This window comes from Streptomyces sp. HSS9-12 (genome assembly GCF_054963655.1).
Window position 1 is genome coordinate 1 of record NZ_JBUEGC010000013.1, and the last position, 17,718, is coordinate 17,718.

At 68.8% G+C, this 17,718-nt stretch carries 15 protein-coding genes, 1 tRNA gene and 2 pseudogenes; 2 read left to right on the top strand and 16 right to left on the bottom strand.

Going from position 1 to position 17,718, the window contains the following annotated elements; genetic code table 11:
• Positions 1 to 643 (bottom strand): ANTAR domain-containing response regulator (locus ACY34J_RS09265; protein ID WP_462761946.1); only part of this gene is annotated, 643 nt, incomplete at its 3' end.
• 98 nt (positions 644 to 741) lie between these two features.
• Between ACY34J_RS09265 and ACY34J_RS09270 the strand changes: the two genes are divergently transcribed.
• Positions 742 to 815, top strand: a tRNA-Leu gene (locus ACY34J_RS09270).
• A 107-nt stretch (positions 816 to 922) separates the two neighbouring features.
• Positions 923 to 1,231 (top strand): annotated as a pseudogene (locus ACY34J_RS09275) (helix-turn-helix domain-containing protein); the annotation flags it as partial.
• 1 nt (position 1,232) lies between these two features.
• Here ACY34J_RS09275 and ACY34J_RS09280 read toward each other — a convergent pair.
• The 15 genes and pseudogenes from ACY34J_RS09280 to pyk form a co-directional block, all read right to left on the bottom strand.
• Positions 1,233 to 1,679 carry a VOC family protein gene (locus ACY34J_RS09280; RefSeq protein WP_462724787.1) on the bottom strand — a complete coding sequence of 149 codons (447 nt, stop codon included), beginning with the start codon at positions 1,677 to 1,679 and terminating at the stop codon, positions 1,233 to 1,235.
• A complete protein-coding gene (locus ACY34J_RS09285) occupies positions 1,676 to 2,980 on the bottom strand; it encodes an MFS transporter (protein WP_462724788.1) in 1,305 nt (434 codons plus the stop codon). Before ACY34J_RS09285 ends, ACY34J_RS09280 begins: the two co-directional genes overlap by 4 nt.
• A complete protein-coding gene (locus ACY34J_RS09290; protein WP_462724789.1) occupies positions 2,977 to 3,456 on the bottom strand; it encodes a serine O-acetyltransferase in 480 nt (159 codons plus the stop codon). Before ACY34J_RS09290 ends, ACY34J_RS09285 begins: the two co-directional genes overlap by 4 nt.
• A gap of 113 nt (positions 3,457 to 3,569) precedes the next feature.
• Entirely contained in the window at positions 3,570 to 4,904 is a 1,335-nt protein-coding gene (locus ACY34J_RS09295) for an ATP-grasp domain-containing protein (protein ID WP_462724790.1), read from the bottom strand.
• 1 nt (position 4,905) lies between these two features.
• Complete coding sequence (locus ACY34J_RS09300; protein WP_462724791.1) at positions 4,906 to 5,847, bottom strand: isopenicillin N synthase family dioxygenase; 942 nt, start codon at positions 5,845 to 5,847, stop codon at positions 4,906 to 4,908.
• An 11-nt stretch (positions 5,848 to 5,858) separates the two neighbouring features.
• Positions 5,859 to 6,410: an NADPH-dependent FMN reductase gene (locus ACY34J_RS09305; protein ID WP_462724792.1), complete on the bottom strand. Its 552-nt coding sequence runs from the start codon at positions 6,408 to 6,410 to the stop codon at positions 5,859 to 5,861.
• Positions 6,410 to 9,946 carry an ATP-grasp domain-containing protein gene (locus tag ACY34J_RS09310; protein ID WP_462724793.1) on the bottom strand — a complete coding sequence of 1,179 codons (3,537 nt, stop codon included), beginning with the start codon at positions 9,944 to 9,946 and terminating at the stop codon, positions 6,410 to 6,412. Before ACY34J_RS09310 ends, ACY34J_RS09305 begins: the two co-directional genes overlap by 1 nt.
• Positions 9,947 to 9,949: 3 nt before the next feature.
• Positions 9,950 to 10,615 carry a class I SAM-dependent methyltransferase gene (locus ACY34J_RS09315; RefSeq protein ID WP_462724794.1) on the bottom strand — a complete coding sequence of 222 codons (666 nt, stop codon included), beginning with the start codon at positions 10,613 to 10,615 and terminating at the stop codon, positions 9,950 to 9,952.
• Positions 10,596 to 11,657: a pyridoxal-phosphate dependent enzyme gene (locus ACY34J_RS09320; RefSeq protein ID WP_462724795.1), complete on the bottom strand. Its 1,062-nt coding sequence runs from the start codon at positions 11,655 to 11,657 to the stop codon at positions 10,596 to 10,598. Before ACY34J_RS09320 ends, ACY34J_RS09315 begins: the two co-directional genes overlap by 20 nt.
• Positions 11,654 to 12,640 carry a formylglycine-generating enzyme family protein gene (locus tag ACY34J_RS09325; RefSeq protein ID WP_462724796.1) on the bottom strand — a complete coding sequence of 329 codons (987 nt, stop codon included), beginning with the start codon at positions 12,638 to 12,640 and terminating at the stop codon, positions 11,654 to 11,656. The genes ACY34J_RS09320 and ACY34J_RS09325 overlap by 4 nt, the downstream gene beginning before the upstream one ends.
• Positions 12,631 to 13,212: a GTP cyclohydrolase II gene (locus ACY34J_RS09330; protein WP_462724896.1), complete on the bottom strand. Its 582-nt coding sequence runs from the start codon at positions 13,210 to 13,212 to the stop codon at positions 12,631 to 12,633. Before ACY34J_RS09330 ends, ACY34J_RS09325 begins: the two co-directional genes overlap by 10 nt.
• A gap of 83 nt (positions 13,213 to 13,295) precedes the next feature.
• Positions 13,296 to 15,164: a WD40 repeat domain-containing protein gene (locus ACY34J_RS09335; RefSeq protein ID WP_462724797.1), complete on the bottom strand. Its 1,869-nt coding sequence runs from the start codon at positions 15,162 to 15,164 to the stop codon at positions 13,296 to 13,298.
• 492 nt (positions 15,165 to 15,656) lie between these two features.
• Positions 15,657 to 15,836: an SPOR domain-containing protein gene (locus tag ACY34J_RS09340; RefSeq protein ID WP_462724798.1), complete on the bottom strand. Its 180-nt coding sequence runs from the start codon at positions 15,834 to 15,836 to the stop codon at positions 15,657 to 15,659.
• Between the two features lie 52 nt (positions 15,837 to 15,888).
• Positions 15,889 to 16,116 (bottom strand): annotated as a pseudogene (locus ACY34J_RS09345) (IS110 family transposase); the annotation flags it as partial.
• A gap of 118 nt (positions 16,117 to 16,234) precedes the next feature.
• Entirely contained in the window at positions 16,235 to 17,662 is a 1,428-nt protein-coding gene (gene pyk, locus ACY34J_RS09350; protein WP_462724799.1) for a pyruvate kinase, read from the bottom strand.
• Positions 17,663 to 17,718: the final 56 nt, after the last annotated feature.

A 17,718-nucleotide genomic window follows, 5' to 3' on the forward strand; every position in this document is an offset into this window, starting at 1 on the left:
GCTTCTGCTGCTTCTTCTCCTCGGCGTCCTGGATGACGGCCTCGGCCACCTGCCGCATGGACAGCCTGCGGTCCATCGAGGTCTTCTGGATCCAGCGGAACGCCGCCGGCTCCGTCAGCCCGTACTGGGTCTGCAGGATGCTCTTCGCCCGGTCGACCAGCTTGCGGGTCTCCAGGCGCTCGCTGAGGTCCGCGACCTCCTTCTCCAGGGCCTTGAGCTCGGTGAAGCGGGAGACGGCCATCTCGATGGCCGGCACGACGTCGCTCTTGCTGAACGGCTTGACCAGGTACGCCATCGCGCCGGCGTCGCGCGCCCGCTCGACCAGCTCGCGCTGCGAGAAGGCCGTGAGCATCAGGACGGGGGCGATGCTCTCCTCGGCGATCTTCTCGGCGGCGGAGATGCCGTCGAGGACCGGCATCTTCACATCGAGGATGACAAGGTCGGGCCGCCTGTCGCGGGCGAGCTCGACCGCCGCCTGGCCGTCCCCGGCCTCGCCCACGACGGTGTAGCCCTCCTCCTCGAGCATCTCCTTGAGATCGAGCCGGATGAGGGCTTCGTCCTCGGCGATGACGACGCGGGTGGTCTGCGGCGGGACGTGCGACTGCTCGTCATCGAACGGCTGCTCGTTCTCGGCGGCGCTCACGGGACTCCTCGTTCCAGGGCAGGTGGTGCAGCACGAGCCTATCTGGCTCCTGTATGTTTGAGTCACGAAGGGGCTAGACTGACCTTCGGATTACAGGGGCTCCGGTAGTCCAATCGGCAGAGACGATACCCTCAAAAGGTATTCAGTGTGGGTTCGAATCCCACCCGGGGCACTTACCTTCATTTTCAAGGTTCGGTCCCGCTTGGCGATCATCAGTCGCCCTGGTGAACATCCCTTCGGATCGGCCCCCGGCGGCGAAGTCCAGTCCAAGCTCGCGGTATGTACGACCTTGAGACACGCAAGCACGCCCTCGCTCTCGCCAACCAGGGGCGCAGCCTCAACTCCGTGAGCAGGCAGATCGGGATATCAAGGGCCGCGATCCGCCAGTGGCAGGTCAGAATCGAGCCCATCCGGCATACGGAGGAGTGCTGCCCGAGATGCGCGCGCGATCCGCAGCCTCCCGAGCCCACCGACGCATACGCATACCTCCTCGGTCTCTACCTGGGCGACGGCTGCATCAGCGCACAGCCGCAGCGCAGCGGTTACGCACTGCGCATCGCCTGTGCGGACGCGTGGCCTGGGCTCATTGTCAGGACGCTTCCGAGCTCCCGGTCTCGGCGGACAGGGGCGTGTTGAGGCCCCAGAGCCGTTCGGTGAGCACGATGCGATAGCCGTCCGGGTCGGCGATGGTGACTCCGCCGCGGTCCCAGTACGGGTTGTGCGAGGGAATGACTGTGCCGCCGTGCGCCACCGCCCGCGACACGATCTCCTCGCTCACCGAAACTCCCAAATAGATCACCAGGAGGTCCTCGGGGGTGGGCGACGGCTTTACGACGTTGCGCGTACCGGTCGTCAGTTCCAGATGCCAATGTCCGCCGCTCGGGCCCACCATCAGCAGATCATGCGTTCCCGCTTCGGGCTGGCCGGCGGCCCTGAAGAGAACGCTCAGCCCCAGGCCCTCGACGTAGAAACGTTCGGCGGCCGCGAGGTTCAACGAGGGCCGGGCGATCCGGATGGTATGGCCCGCTTCAATCATGCTGTCTCTCCTTCTGGTTCACGGCGTACGGCCCCGCCGCATTGTGCTCCGTGCCGATCTTGTTGTGTGTCCGACGCGGCATGACCGCGGGAAGTCAGGGGAAGAGTGCGGGAGACACCACCGGCGATGGCGAAAAACGCCGCCCACGCCAGCCAGCCGGCGGCGCCGAAGCCCAGGCTGACGCTGATCAGTGTGGGTCCGATGATCGTCGCGGCGCCGAAGCCCAGGTTGAACGTGGCGAGGTACGTGGACCGGTGCTCCTGCGGGGTATGGACCAGTGCCAGGCTCGTGGCGCCGGCGACCACGTAGATCTCCGCGCCGGTCAGCAGCACCACCACCAGGACGATGACAGCGACGGGCGCCCAGCCGCTCCCGAGTGCCGACAGCGGTGCCACGGCGGCACCGGCCGCCGCCAGGGCCCCGCCGGCCGTCATCATGGTCCGGGCACGACGGGGCGACTCCGACCCCCGGCTCAGCCGCGTCTGGAGCACCACCACCAGCACGGTGTTGAGGATGTAGCTGACGCTCACGGTCCACGGTGGGGCGTGCGTCTTCTGCGTGATCCACAGTGACATGCCCACACCGAGCAGGATCGCGGAGAGCGTCAGTGCGCCGAAGAGCGCGGTGACCCGCAGGAACGGAGCGTTTCCGACCAGCCCCGGCTTTCCGCTCCGCTTGGCGCGGGCGGAGTCCGCGTCCCTCGGCAGGCTCAGGGAGGTCACGGCACAGAACACGAACAACGTGGCGGCGGAGGCCATGATCGAGCGATACGCCCACTCCTCGCCGATGGCGACCGCCGCACCGGTGGGCAGCGCTCCGATGGCCATCCCGGCGTTGCGCAGCGCGCGCAGCCGGGCGAGTGGCGCCACCGCCGCCTCCTGGTCGCGGCCGGCGATCAGTGCTGACTGGACGAGCGGGCCGATACCACGGTTGAGCAGGCCACCGAAGGCGGCGGCCAGCACCGCGGTCCAGATGTTCGAGGCGAGGGAGAGCCCGACGTAGGACAGCGACCGGGCGATGAACAGGATGCCCAGCGAGCGCCTCAGACCACGGTTGTCGGCGAACCTGGCGATCGGGATCGCCCCGACCAGCGAGGCCACGCCGGCGATCCCCAGGACCAGGCCGACATCGTAGTTGGACATGCCCACGCCCTGGCTCAGGTAGATGGCCGAGAAAGCCAGGTACATGCCGAGGCCGGTGGCGTCGAGGAAGCCCACCACGTAGATACGCCGGAGGGGCTTCGCCGCTGCGGAGGGGGGTGACGCCGGCTCTGGGCCAGGACGGGCCCGCTGCTCGCTCACCGGCCGCCCCCCAGCACATCACGGAGGATCAGGGCATGAGCCCTGATCCGTACGTCGTCCCCGATGGTGACCGGTCCCAGCACCGATGCCCCTGTTCCTATCGTGACCCGGTTGCCGATCTTCGGGTGGCGCTGGGCCCGCGGTCCGCCGTCCTGCCACCACCCCCGTGAGCCCAGGGTCACCTGGTGGTAGATCGTCACATCGTCCCCGATCACACAGGACTCCCCGATCACCACGCCGAACCCGTGGTCGATGAATGCGCGCCGTCCGACGCGCGCCCCGGCATGGATCTCCATTCCCGAAACGATCCGGCCGATCCAGGTCAGCACCCCCGGCCCGATGCGGTGCCCGCCCTCGTACAGGCGATGGGCCATCCGGTACAACGCCAGCCCGTGCCAGGGGGCATGCAGCATCGCCTCCGCACGGCGCGTACGGGAAGGATCGCGCTCCAGGACGGCGTCCAGGTCCTCCTTCATCAGGCGCAGCAGCCCAGGTGCCCGGTCGGCACTCGGCCGCCGTGGCACCTGTGGTCCGCATCGGCAGGCTGCCACGGCCGCAGGACTGCCGTGGTTCGGCTCCTCCTCGCCGGTCAATGTCCGGGCCCCGGGAGCTCGAGGGCGTCGGCGGGTTCCAGCGTGATGGCGAGGAAGCTCTCCACGGCAGCGGCACTGGCGCGGGCCTCTTCCACGGTCGTTCCGCGTACGGTGAACGACGCCAGGTGCTGAGTGTTGTTCCGATTGGCCTGCTGCCCTGGCCTGAAGCGCAGGGAGAGCTGGTGCAGCTCCGGAAAACGCTGCATGGTCTCCTCCGCCGTCCGCTGCGAGACGACCTGCCAGGAGCCCGCCGGAATCGGAACGAAACGGAACCACGCGACCCCGGTGAAGCGGGGCGGTGGCCCGGGGCGCAGCCCGAGAGCCACGCGGGCGATCTCGGCAGCGAAGTCGTAATCGGCCGCGACTCGCAGCATCTTGGGGGTCGGGCCGCCGGCGCGGGCGTTTACCTCGATGACCCTGGGGCCCGCCGGGGTAAGGGCGATCTCCGTGTGGGCCGCTCCGTGGGTGAGTCCAACGGCGCGGATGGCTCGCTCCGCGCAGTCCGTTACGGCCGCGGCGGTGGTCTCGTCAAGACGGCTGGGTACGACGAGCCCTTCCTCTACGTACCCGTGGCGCAGCCTCAGCCGGTCGGAGATGGCCAGGTGGTCGGCCTTGCCCTCGAAGAGCAGCGATTCGACGCTGACGTAGTCGGCGTAGGGCGAGCCGTCGCTCCCCTCGACCGGCATGGGCTCTTCCAGCAGGAAGGCGTCATCGCTCTGGATGAAGGGGGTTGTCGCGCCGAGGGCGCGGCGGTATGCATCGGTCAGCTCCGGCACAGTACGGACCTGATGAACCCCCTCGCTGCCGGCCCCGAGCGAGGGCTTGAAGACAGCGGGCAGGCCGACCTCGTCGACTGCGGCGGCGATGTCGGCCTCGCTCAGCAGCGTGGCGAAGCGCGGTGCCGGGACCGCGTGTGCCGCGAATGCCGCACGCTGCAGAGCTTTCGACTGGGCGACGGTCACCGACTCGGGGCTGTTTCCCGGCAGTCCGAGTCGGTGGGCGATCTGCGCCTGGGGCCGCAGCAGAAGCTCCGAGTAGGTGACCACGCCGCACACCGGCAGCCGCTCGTGGAGGGAGACGCAGGCTTCCACGGCACCGTCCAGATCGGGCACCTCCAGGAACTCGCCCCCCGCGGCGGCCTCCTTCCCCCACAGCTCGCGCAGCGGCGCCGGATCGGCCCACGCCGTCACAAAGAGGACGCTGACGCGCGGTGTGACGCTCCTGGCGGTATGCAGCGCATCGGGAGCCGGCAGGCCTCCGATGCCGACGATCAGGACCAAGTGCGCTGGCGGGTCGCCGAGTTCACCTGCGTCCAGCGATGCACCTGGCATGTCACCTCACCTCATCGTGCTGCGTGTCGAGCCGATTGATCCGGTACATCGTCCGCTGGAAGAGAGCGTCCGCCGTCAGTGTCGGAAAGCGTTGCGGGGCCTCCTCCGAACCGGGCAGCCGCAGCGGCGTGAGCACCGACCACGGGGTCGGGTGGCAGAACTGGACGATCGACAGGCGGCCTCCGGACTGTTCCCGGTTGGCCACCACACGGTGCACCGCCGCACGCGCCAGACCGTCGGTGAGGCGTTCGAGCACCATCCCGACATTGACGACCGCGTACCCCTCGGGGGCATCCACGCTGAGCCACTCGCCGTCGTGATGCAGTACCTGAAGGCCGGGGGCCGTGGCCCGGGGCAGCGCCGTGATCAAGTCGAAGTCCTGGTGCTCCACGGCCCAGGTGTGCTGTCCGGAGGGCGCCAGATCCATGGGCGGGTACCAGGCCGCGCGATTGACCACGGGACCGTCCTCGAGCATTTCCGCAAAGTACTCCGGGTGCACATTCAGCGCCTGTCCGATGACACCGACCACTTGGACCTGGAAGGCCTTCATGCGCGAGTGCAGCTCGGACAGCACCTTGCCGATGCCCGGGACCAGGTCGTCCGGCATGCAGGGATCCGGATACCGTGCGGGGTAACGGGCGCGGAGCGGGTGTGCGGAGGGCAGCGGAGCCCCCCAATGGAATAGTTCCTTCCAGTCCGGGGCTTTCGACTTCTCGGCCGTCTCGATCAGCGGCGGTGTATAGCCGGACTGACCGTTGCTCCCGGGTACCCGGCAGCGGACCTTGTCCTCGACCGGGAGACCGAAGAATTCCTCCAGCAGCCGGTAGGCCTCGTCGAGAAGGCTCTCGGAAACGGTGTTACGGACGAGAAAGAAGCCGTCCCGCAGTGCCGCTCGGACTGTTGTACCGTCGGCTTTCCCGTCGATGTCGATCTCGTGCAGCATACGGTGCTCCGTCACCCGAGGCCGGCGCCGGCCGAATTCCGCCGGCCCTCCGTGAACATCAGCAGGTCCGCGACCAAGGCATCCATGCGACCGCCGATGAAGGCGCTGGGCTCGCCGTCCGTGAAGTCCGAACCCGTCGTGGCGATATGGCTGGGGATGGCCCAGCCGCTGATGGCGCGGACGACGGTACGCAGTTGGTCGCAGGCAGTGCCCGCGCTGCGGGGGCCACCGCCGTTGGCGAGAATGCCCACCGGCTTGTCGGCAAAGGCATCCCCCTCCAGATGGTCCAGGAAATTCTTCAGCAATCCGCTGTAGGACCCGTGGTAGACGGGAGTTGCCAGAATTATCCCGGTGGATTCCGCGATCCGCCGGCGTACTGCCGCGGTCTGCCCGTGCGGGTCCGGTTCGTTGTAATCGTTGATGTTGTGCGGCTCACGGAACTCGACTGCCAGATCGATCGTCTGGAACTCCATACCGGCTCGACGCACCCGGTCCGCCACGGCCTCGAGGCCGGTCCGCGTGTGCGACTCCTTGGACGCGCTGCCCAGAATTCCCAGAATCATCAATGGTGTCCCTTCTGGGCCGTCGAGGAAGACGGCTCCATGTGAATGTGTATGTCCTGCTCGGCAGCAGTGATCAGCCGGCCGATCTCGGCGCTGGAGTCGTCCGCGAACACATGGGTGCTCAGTCCCGTTCCGGAGAAGGCGGAAGGAGCGACCTCACCGCCGACCTCGGTGCTGAGCGAGCGATGGTACGTACGGTCCGCCACCGCGGAGTCGTCGTACCGCAGCAGTACGCCACCGGAGGAATAGCGCACAGTCCATCCGGCGTGCGCGGCAACCGGTTCACGCGCCAGCACCCTGGGGTCTTCACCCGCGTCGATGAGGACCTTGGCATGCCTCAGGTCGATGCCCCGGGTTGCCCGGAAGGCGGGGATGACCCCGGCTCCGCCCGGACGGGCCGCCACCTCGCAGAAGATCAGGTCCTGGTCCTCGATGAATGCCTCCAGGTGGAGCACGGCCGAGCGCATCTGCCAGGCCGAGACCACGCGTTCAAGGAGTGCGCCGGCCCGCTTCCGGAGCACCGGGTCGTCGACGGTCTGCGACGACAGCGGTTGCCCTCGGGTATAGGCCAGGGTGTCCCGTCGGTAGAGGGACACATCCCAGGCCACAATGCCCTCGTGGACCACCGCGTCGATGTGGCACATCGGACCGGCCACCCGGCGCTCCACGAGATACCGCCCGGGTACGAAGCGTTCGTGCAGCCACTGGTGGAGCGTCTGCCGGTCGGTGCAGACCACGACTCCCTGTGAGCCGGACAGCTCGCGCGGCTTGATCACGACGGCACCGTGCTCGTCCAGCAGCTCGTACGCATCCGCCGCCTCGTACACCACCCTGCCCTCGGCATGGGGGATGCCGGCACTCCGGGCGAGCCGCTTCATTTCGGCCTTGTCCACCACGCTCCGGGTGAACCGGCCGGAGTCACCGGGCAGTCCCAGGCGTCCGCGCAGGGCGGCGGCCGGTGCCAGCAGCCGCTCCGACGCCGAGGCGATCCGGTGGACCGGATGGGTGCGGTGCAGTGCTCGTACGGTCCGTGCGATCGCTTCGTGATCGAAGACATCGGTGCGCAGCGCGAAATCCGCAGGGGCGATTCCCGGCCCGGTGACCGAAGGGCCGCCGCTGAGGACACTCACCCGGAAACGCTCCGGTGGGAGGAGTGGAGTGCCGTCTTCCCGGGTCCAGGTGGCCGCACCGATCCGGTCGATGATCAGAACGTGGGTGCGGTCCAGGGGGGTATGACGGAACACCAGGCCCGATTCCACCCGGGACATGGCCGCTCGGCAGGCATCCATGTCCCGGTCCACTACGGCGTAGGAGAGCCGTGAGGCGCGTTCGGGCCCGACGCATACGTCCCCGGCGGCCAGCGGGGCGTGCACATAGGCCACTTCCGGGTGATCGCAGAGCTCTGCTGCCGCTGTGGCCTCTACGACGCGGAAGGCGCCCAGCGGGGCGGCGAGGGTACGGAGTGCCGCGGTGCCCACGCGCTGTCCGGGGACCTGATCCAGGTTCCCAAGCGCGGCGGATGTCGCCAGGGCCACCACATCCCGTGCATGCGCGGCGTCGTGGACGGCTCGCGTGGCTTCGTCCAGTCCGGGAAGCACGGCGGCAGGACGCACTGCGGCGGGAGCCGGCTGCGTGGACCGGGGGATCGCATCGGCCGGGAAGAGGCAGCGGACCACTCCGGCGGCGATACCGGAGGAGGCCACGGCTTCCTCTGCGGCGGCGCGCAGTGCCGCTGCCGTGGCGGCCGGGAGAGCCGAGGGGCTGCGCAGCGTACGGTGTCCGTCCGTGTCGGTTCCGAGATCGTCGAGGACATCCAGGTGCCGGACGGCGCCGCCGGCCACGACGGACACCACGATGTGGCCGGGGACAGGCTGTGGTCTGGACTGCTGTGGTCCGGCCTGCTGCGGGCCGACCGGTGTGGCCGGCTCTTCGTGGTCGCCCCGTACGGCAGCGGCGAGGCGGTCCCGGAGTGCCGTCAGACCGGGCGCGAAGGTGACGACGGCATCGACCGGATGTCCTGCCTGCACGCTGCGAAGGGCTTCGTGGGCGCCGTCCTGACCGGGGGTGTCGTACCAATGACCGACATAGCGCCGGGCCCAGTGGTCCCGCAGGCCAGACGTCGCGTCGCCGGCACCGCACCAGAACACGCTGACGCGGCCGGTAGCCGCTCCCATCGCATCGAGGACCCGGTCGGGCCGGGGACCGTCGGGGCCGAGGAGCACCACCACATGCGGCCCGTACGCCTCGCCGTCGTCGCTCCCTAGCCGATCGTCCTGTTGACCGGGTGCCATGACATCCGCGCCGGCGGATCCGGCTGCATCGGATTCGGCTTCAACGGCGAGTCCGCCACGGATGCGTTCGAATGCCTGATCCGCCGTTCGGGCCGCCTCCTCCGCCGTAGAACCCTCGGCGAGGACATATCCGAACCGTTCGGAGTTGCGGCGTGTCGGCACGACCCGATCGCCCGGCCGGACGGTGACACAGTAGTCGGCCACCTCCCCGGACAGGTCGGACGGGATCTCCACCCCCCGGACGATTCCGCTCTGGTTGCTGCACAGACTGCGCAGCGCGACGTACGACACCGGCTCCCCCGGTTCGGCGACCGGCCGGCCGGTACAGAGGGCCGCCAGGTCGAGTGGGATCGAACGATCCAGAGCAATTCCCATCTGACGGGGAATTACATATCCGGCCATGCGGCCGTTGACCTCGATCAGCTCGGGCCCCGCTGGCGTCACCATCATCTCGATGTGCAGTGCGCTGTCACGTATGCCCAGGGCGCGTACCACATCGGAGACGAAGCGCCGGCAGGCACCGCGCTGCTCGAAACGGGCGGGGAAGTAGCCGCCCAGTTCGACGGTGTTGTCCGGCCGGGACGGAAGGCACTCGCCGAAGCCGAGCAGCATGGGACGCCCGTCCTGCACCAGCACCTGGGCAGCTACTTCACGACCCACCAGATATTCCTCGATGAGCAGGCGCTCGCCATGCGCCCGCCCCAAGGTTTCCTCCAGGACGCGGACGGCCTGCCCCTCGCTCCAGACGACCGAAACGTCCACCGAGCCATGTCCCGCTACAGGCTTGACAACGACGGGATAGCCGATGTCGGCGGCGGCTCGGAGTCCTTCAGCGGGCGTCCGGACACACCGCCAGCGCAGCGTTCCGACTCCCGCCACCGACAGGCGTTCACGTACCGCCGCCTTGTCCCTGAGCATGCGCACGGTGGACACGGGCTCGTGCGGCAGGCCCAGGTCCCGGGCGAGACAGGACGCGGCGACGAGGTACTCGTCGTGGACACACAGCACACCATCGGGCGTGCCGGAGCCGAAGCGGTCACGGACGAGCGCCGCGACGTTCTCGTTGTCCCGCAGACCCGGAACCTCCAGGATGCGGGCGGCCAGCTTGTGCCGCTCGAAGCCCTGTGTACCCGAATAGCTCTGGAGATCTTCAGTGAGAAAGGAGACCTCGATGCCGGCGCCCGCAAGTTCTTCGATGTAGTCAAAGCCCCGCGGGTGGGTGGTCTCCACCATGACGATGTGCACGGATCAACTCCGGGAGGATGTCCGGGAGAAGGCAAGCGTCAGGTACTTGAGCCAATGCCCCTCGTACTGGAAGTTGCGGTCGATCTCCTCGCTTCCCACGCAGGTGAAGCCGCACCCCGTGAACAGCGCGGTCGCCGACTCCTCGGTCAGCCACCAGTTGTGGCGGCCGTCGGGAAGCTGCTTGCTGACCACGTCGCCGTGCGGGCTGAGGAAGAAATTGACCACCCATACCCCTCCCTCGCGCAGCAAGGTGCCGCCGTGCTTCACCCATGGCTCCCAGTCGTCCCGGCGCTGGTGGTGCAGGCAGCCGCTGTCCACGAGCAAGTCCATGGGCCCCTCACCGAAGCTCAGGAAGTCGCCCTGATGGAACCTCAGTGATCCGCGGCTGACGGGCGGAGCCTCCCAGACATCCAGCAGGTCCAGCCCCACGGTGTCCGCGTCGAGCCGCTCGGCCAGTTGCGCCGTCTGGTGCCCCCTCCCGCAGCCGATGTCCAGTACGCGACGTCTGCGGTGCGGGTCGGCGGGTGGCGCCGACCTCAGGATGAACTCGGTGATACGGGACTTTATCGGGCCGACGCTCCAGGAGTCCCGGCCTTCGACGTACCACTGTTGGAAGGAGTCCCGGACCGTCTCCCGGTACGCCGGGTAGTCACTCTCCTGCGTTGGCATCGGCCCACTCCTCCACGGTTCCGCGCGACGGGACGACGGCCACCGCGCACCGGCCGGCCGGCCCGCGGTCCACCGCCTCCGAAGCCGCGAGCCAGGCGCCCGCACCACTGCTGGACACGGCCAGACCGTGTGCCGATCGCAACGTCCTCATCGCCTCCTTCGCGTCCTGGTAGGAGACCTCGCGGAAGGCGAGTCCCGCTTCCTGGGGCGCGAGCAACGGCTGCCGCAGGCCGTACCCCAGTCCGCCCGTGCCTTGCATACGGGGTGAGCCGGACGGCGGCAGCGGGTCACCGTACGGCCCCTCCTGGGGGAATACCGCCAACGCGTCGCATTCCGGCCACACTTCGCGCAGGGCGAGAGTCACTCCGAGCACGGTCCCGCCGGTGCCCACGGAAGCGGCGAGGGCAGCCGGTTCGGCACCCGCGGCACGCAGCTGGCGCACGATCTCACTGCCGGTCAGCCGCTGGTGCATGGCCACGGCCTCCGCGGCGCAGTGCTGCAGCAGAAGGCGGCGCCCCTCCGCCTCGGCCACCCGGACGGCCTTGTCCATGGCGCCCAGAAAGCCCGTTCCCTCATCCCCCTTGGAAACGGTGGCTCCGGCGCGGCGGAGGCTTCGGCACACGCCTTCGGGAGAGTGGTACGGGACCACAATGTGCAGGTCAAAACCGAGCGCTGCGCAGAACTCGGCCAGCGCGAACGCGAGGCTGCCGCCGGAGTACTCCACGAGTCGCAGGTCCCGCGAGCCGGATCCGGCGACGGCAGCGCACAGCAGCGCATACGCGGTACGCGCCTTGACGGTTCCGGTGACATTGGCGGACTCCAGCTTGAGCCACACGGTGCCTCGGCCCTGCCTGCTGGAGACCGGTACCAAGGGCGTGTCCCCGATGCCGGGACGCAGCGCGGCGATCTCCGGGAGCACCGCGTACGCCTTCTCCTCCAGCTCGGCGAAGGACAGGGATACGAGTTCATCTCCCCGCGGAGCCCGCTGCGAGAGCGCCGCGGCGATGTCCGGCGGCGGGGTCGGTGCGGTCGGCGCCGTCATGAGGGACGCTCGCTGGTCGCGAGCCGAAATCCGACCGGATAGAGCGGGCCGGGGAACGCACCGTGGCGGCGACGGGTCCGGGCCAGGTCACCGAAGCGCGAGAAACTCCCTCCGCGGGCCACACGGTATCCGCCCATGGACTCGACGAGGTGGTCCGCGACAAACGGCCCCGACGGGTAGGGGGTGTAATCGTCCGCGACGAACTCCTCCACATTTCCGCCCATGTCGTGAGCCCCGTACGGTGAGCGGCCCGCGGGAAAGGCCCCTACCGTCGAGGTGGTGTGCACGCCCGATTCACGGGTGTTGCAGGCATCGGGGTCGAAGGTATCGCCCCAGGGGAACTCCCGTCCGTCGTCCCCCTTGGCCGCGCGCTCCCACTCGGCCTCGGTGGGCAGCCGCCACGGATGCCCCGTTCGCTGCGTCAGCCACTGCGCGTACAGGTCCGCCTCGGCGGGCTGGACACCCGCGACCGGGTGGTTGGCCCGCTCCCACGGATAGGCACCGAGGTACCAGGTGGTCGGGCGGGAGGGATGACCGGTGTCCTCGAGGAAGTCCCGGTACTCGCCATTGGTGACCGGATAGGTGGCGATCCAGAAGTCGTCGAGGGACACGGTGTGTTCCGGTGTCTCCTTCTCGATCCAGGACTCTATGACACCGACGTGCTCCCACTGTGCGACCACCGTGGCGACGGCTTCGGGGGGAAGGCCGATCCTGACCTGTCCCCCGGGGACGAAGCTGGTGGCGGGCACCGGGCCCAGGCGCGGGTCTCCCGTAAGGGCGAGGATGACGCCTGCGGCCAGTCGCTCGGGCAGCGGTACGGTCGGGTCCTCGATCCGTTCCGCCAGCCGGGCCGGGTCGGCGTCGGCTGCGGCTCCGGCAAGGAACCGTCCGCGGTCCTTTTCGGACAGGTGCACGCGTGCCGGTACGGCGAGGTCAGCGTATTCCTTGAAATGCGGCGAATCGGCAACGTCACTCAGTCGCATGTGGGCTCGGCCTCCCAGACACTGAGCGTGTGACCGCCGAACTCGGCTTTCGCTGACAGGTAACGGGAGTTCTCCGCGGTCAGATGGACATGCGTGGGAATCACTTCCACCACCTCGATGCCGTGCTCGCGCAGTTGGCTGACCTTGTCGGGATTGTTGGTCAGGAGCCGGATCCGCGTCTGTCCGAGAGCGCGCAGCATGGCGGCCGCGACGCCGTAGTCCCGTTCGTCGTTGCCGCGGCCCAGCATGCGATTGGCCTCGAAGGTGTCCGCGCCCTGATCCTGCAGCAGATATGCGTCGAGCTTGTTGTAGAGACCTATCCCGCGGCCCTCCTGCCGGAGGTACAGGACCGTCCCGCCCTCCTTCCCGATCTGCCGCAGGGCCTCGTCGAGTTGGGGGCCGCAGTCGCAGCGCTCCGAGCCGAAGAGGTCGCCGGTCAGGCACTCGCTGTGGAGACGTACGAGGGGCGCGCGGTCCGGCATGGGAGGCAGCACACATGCCACATGCTCGCCCGTGCCCGGGAGGCCGTGGAAAGTGATGAGCTCCGCGCGCCGGCCGCCGAAGCGGGCCATGGTGGCGCCCACACGGGCACGGACGGTCGCCTCAGCCTTCTCCGGCTTCCCCGTACGGGGGGACCGGGGCAGTGGAGTGAGAGTCACTTCGCCACCCCTGCTGCACCGCTGCGGGCCCCGGCCACCAGCTCCTGGATCCACCAGGAGCACTGGACGCGGGGGAGGTCATCGCCCGTGCTGTGCTCCACGATGACGATGCGACCGTCCCAGCCGGCCACGGCAACCCTGGAGTCGTCCAACTGGAGCATGCAGGACAGGCCCTGTCCGAACTCGTCCAGGAGGTGTCCGGCGGTCAGCACTCCCGTAGTGCTGTTCCAGTCCACCGGCCATATGTACAGCCCGAAGTCATAGGAGCCGGCCAGGACAAACGGCGCTTCGGCGGCGCCGAGCAGGGCAACGCACTTCACCGATTCGTCGGGGCCCAGCAGCGTCTGTACGGTGTCGGTCCGCAGGCCACCGGTATCCGTACGGGAGAGCCGACCCACCTTGACGGTGTGGTCGCGGGAGGCGCTCGCCGCCACCGAATTCCCCAGTGCTGCCGCCGCGTTGACCAGGTTGCCGTGTTCCCACAGGACGGTGCGCTCATGGAATCCGCCGGCTGCGACGGTGCGATCGGTCGCTGCCGAGAGAAAGCCCTCCCCGGCCAGGGGCGCCAGGGACTTGACCGAACCGTCGTGCGCCTGCGCCCGCTCCCGCACGGCGAGATCGTCCGGAGCCAGAGCGATGAGCTCTCCGTTGTACGTGCCCGCGACCAAAAGGTCGCCGTCGAAGCAGAGCGAGGGCAACGGTGCCCCGAGCTGATCGCTGACCAGGCGATTTCCGTCGTGCCGCACCACATGGCCCGAGTAGGTACCCGCGTAGACCACGTCGTCGCGTACGGCCAGGGAGAGGATCGGCCCGTCCGTGAGGTCGAGGAGGCGGACCTGAGGCTCTTCGGAGCCGTCGGCGAACGACAGCGCGACCACGGTGCCGGAGTCGCAGCCGATGAACAGCTCGCTGCCGGAGGCCGACATCGCGTTGGGGCCATACGTGGGCTCGGCTGGCCCCGCGACCTCGGCGGCCGTGGCGAAGTCGAGGAGGTGGGGGCTGCTCCAGAAACTGCCCGCGGCGACCAGTCCGCCCGTGGCGGCCACGGAACGTGGCCAGATTCGGGCGTCATCCACTCGGTGGATACGTTCACCGTCGGTGTCGAAGAAGTGCAGCGAGCCGTCATAGGCGCCCACCACGAACCGCGAATCGTCGTCGGACCAGCTCACGCACCGGGCGGCCGACGTCGAGACCTCGACCGTCCGCAGGTGGTCGAGCTTCGCGGTGAGCAGGTCCACCGCACCGTCGTCGCGGGCGATGGCGAGAGTGTCACCACTGCCCGACCAGGCGCAGCCCTCAACGGAAGAATCGTATTTCCGAAATGCCGGCTCGCCGGAGGAGTCCGGGTCACTCACCGCCACCAGGCCGTCCTCGCCGACGGTGGCGACGAGCCCGTCCTTGCTGATGGAGACCATCATGCAGTGCGCCTCGTGGGAACCCACTTCCCCCACGAACCGGCCCGCTCGGGCCTCCCACATCGTCGCCCGGCCATCCTCGGACACGCAGATCAGCCGCTCGCCATCAGGCATCCAGGCAACGGAGTTGATGTCGTCGGTGTGTCGGGCCAGTACGTTGACGAGAGCAGCGGGACCGTCCTCCGGAACGTTCCAGACCGACACGGTCTTGTCCGCGGAAGCCGTGGCGAGCAGCTGCGGCACGGCGGGGTTCCATGCCGAAGCGTTGACGAGGCGACGGTGCCGCAGCAGGGCCGAGGGGACAGGGCTGCCGGGATCCGAGATGTCCCAGACGATGACGGTACCGTCGTAGGAACAACTCGCCAGGCGCTGGGCGTCGTTCCGGAGGCCGACGTGAGTGATGGGTGCCGCATGTCCCGATCCAGCGCGCGGCAGGTCTATAGGGCGCATCCGTGTCTTCTGCCTCTCCAGGGGGTGTTGGAAAGTCAAGTGGTGCGTGCTCAACTCGCCCGAGAGGGCAGAGGTGGTCAAAGGCTGCTGAGCTGTGGTTCATGCCAGGTGCAACGGCGGCCCACATTTTGATCAAGTAAATCCCGCGGCGGTAGGGGGAGTTGACATGAATGTGATCCAGTTCACACTTGAAGCGCCCGCAGATGACGTCTGGGTACGACTCTGATCACGCGGCGTTGCACGCACGCTGAACTTCATCGCCGGGCTGTCCCCGGCGGCGCTGCTGGCCCTGCTGGTGGCGTTGATCACAGTGGCCGCGCTCGCGCGTGCGGCCGCGTCGGCTGCGTAGGTCCGTCCCCCGCCGCCCAGGCCCGTCCGGGGGGGAGGTACGCCCGCGGACAGGCCGCCGGAGCCGCCCCCGTTGCCGTTGCGCCCTCGCACTCGTCACACGCGCCAGCTCCCGTTGTGCGCCTCGCCCCCGCTGCGCGGCGCTCAGGTCGTGGCGCGGCCGATCTTTTCGATCACATAGAGCTGCCGGTGTCCGCGGGCGTCGAGCCGGTCGGCCACCTGCTCCGCTTCCGCCCGGCTGGCATAGCGGCCGACGCGGTAGCGGTTGCCGTTGTCGTCCTGACGAATGACCAGCCAGGGCAGCACGGCTCCACTGTCGGTCATCGCGCCCCTCCGTCCGCCGTCCTACGCGCGGTCGCGCACCCCTCCTGCACTAATCCGCCAGCACCAGCGGGTCGCGCTCCCCGGCGATCAGGGCCTCGAGCATGGCGCGAGCGGACCTGCCCAGCAGGTCGGAGACGACCGCGGACAGCTTGATCCCGGCGTCTTCCAGGAGCTTCTCCAGCCGCTGAACCTCGCGGGTGCGTTCGCGGATGACCTCGGTGCGGTAGCGGGTCAGGTCCCGCAGCTGCCAGCTGGCCGGCGGAGGGACGAAACAGTGCCGGCACGGCCTGCGGGACCTGGTCGAGCATGGCGGCGGTGACATCGCCGGGGTCTCCGAAGGGCTGGTGCCCCGCTCCTCCGTGGACGCCTGGGCCCGGCGTGCGCGCGCAGGCAAAGGGTTAGCGCGGGTCCTCGCCGATGTGGTGGACGCGGACCAGGTTGGTCGACCCCGGGACGCCGGGCGGGGAGCCCGCCGTGATGACGACCGTGTCGCCGTGCCGGCAGCGGCCGATCTTGAGCAGCTGTTCGTCCACCTGCCGGACCATCTCGTCCGTCGAATTCACCGTCGGGCCCAGGAAGGTCTCCACGCCCCACGTGAGGCTGAGCTGCGAGCGGGTCGCCGGCTCCGGGGTGAAGGCCAGGACCGGGATCGGCGAGCGGTAGCGGGAGAGGCGGCGGACCGTGTCGCCGGACTGCGTGAAGGCGACCAGGAACTTGGCGCCCAGGAAGTCGCCCATCTCCGCCGCCGCGCGGGCGACCGCGCCGCCCTGGGTGCGGGGCTTGCTGCGGTCGGTCAGCGGTGGGAGGCCCTTGGCCAGCATGTCCTCCTCCGCCGCGGCGACGATGCGCCCCATCGTCCTGACCGTCTCGACGGGGTACTTGCCGACGCTCGTCTCGCCGGAGAGCATCACCGCGTCGGTGCCGTCCATGACGGCGTTGGCGACGTCGGAGGCCTCGGCGCGCGTGGGCCGGGACGCGTCGATCATCGAGTCGAGCATCTGGGTCGCCACGATGACGGGCTTGGCGTTGCGCTTGGCCAGCTTGATGGCGCGCTTTTGGACCATCGGCACGCTCTCCAGCGGCATTTCGACGCCGAGGTCGCCCCGGGCGACCATGATGCCCTCGAAGGCGTCGACGATCGCTTCGAGGTTCTCGACCGCCTGCGGCTTCTCGATCTTCGCAAGGACGGGGAGCCGGCGGCCCTCCTCGTCCATGATGCGGTGGACGTCCTCGATGTCACGGGCGGTGCGGACGAAGGACAGGGCGATGATGTCGGCGCCCACGCGCAGGGCCCAGCGGAGGTCTTCGACGTCCTTCTCGGAGAGGGCGGGAACGGAGACGGCGACGCCGGGGAGGTTGAGGCCCTTGTGGTCGGAGACCATGCCGCCTTCGATGACCATCGTGTGCACGCGGGGCCCGTCGACGCCTGTGACCTCCAGGGTCACGCGGCCGTCGTCGACGAGGATGCGCTCGCCGCGGGTCACATCGGCGGCCAGGCCCTTGTAGGTGGTGCCGCAGATGTGGCGGTCGCCTTCGATGTCCTCGACCGTGATCGTGAATTCGTCACCGCGTTCAAGGAGTACGGGACCCTCCGTGAATCGGCCGAGCCGAATCTTCGGGCCTTGAAGGTCCGCGAGAACGCCGACGCTGCGGCCAACTTCGTCGGAAGCCTTGCGCACGCTGTGGTATCGGTCCTCGTGATCGGCGTACGTGCCGTGGCTGAGGTTAAAGCGGGCGACGTCCATTCCGGCTTCGACCAGGTCCTTGATCTGGTCATATGAATCGGTGGCGGGGCCCAGAGTACAAACGATCTTTGCTCGGCGCATGGCGTCGAGCCTATGCCGTACTCACCAGTAGAGAATTGGTCGTGCATGACGATGCA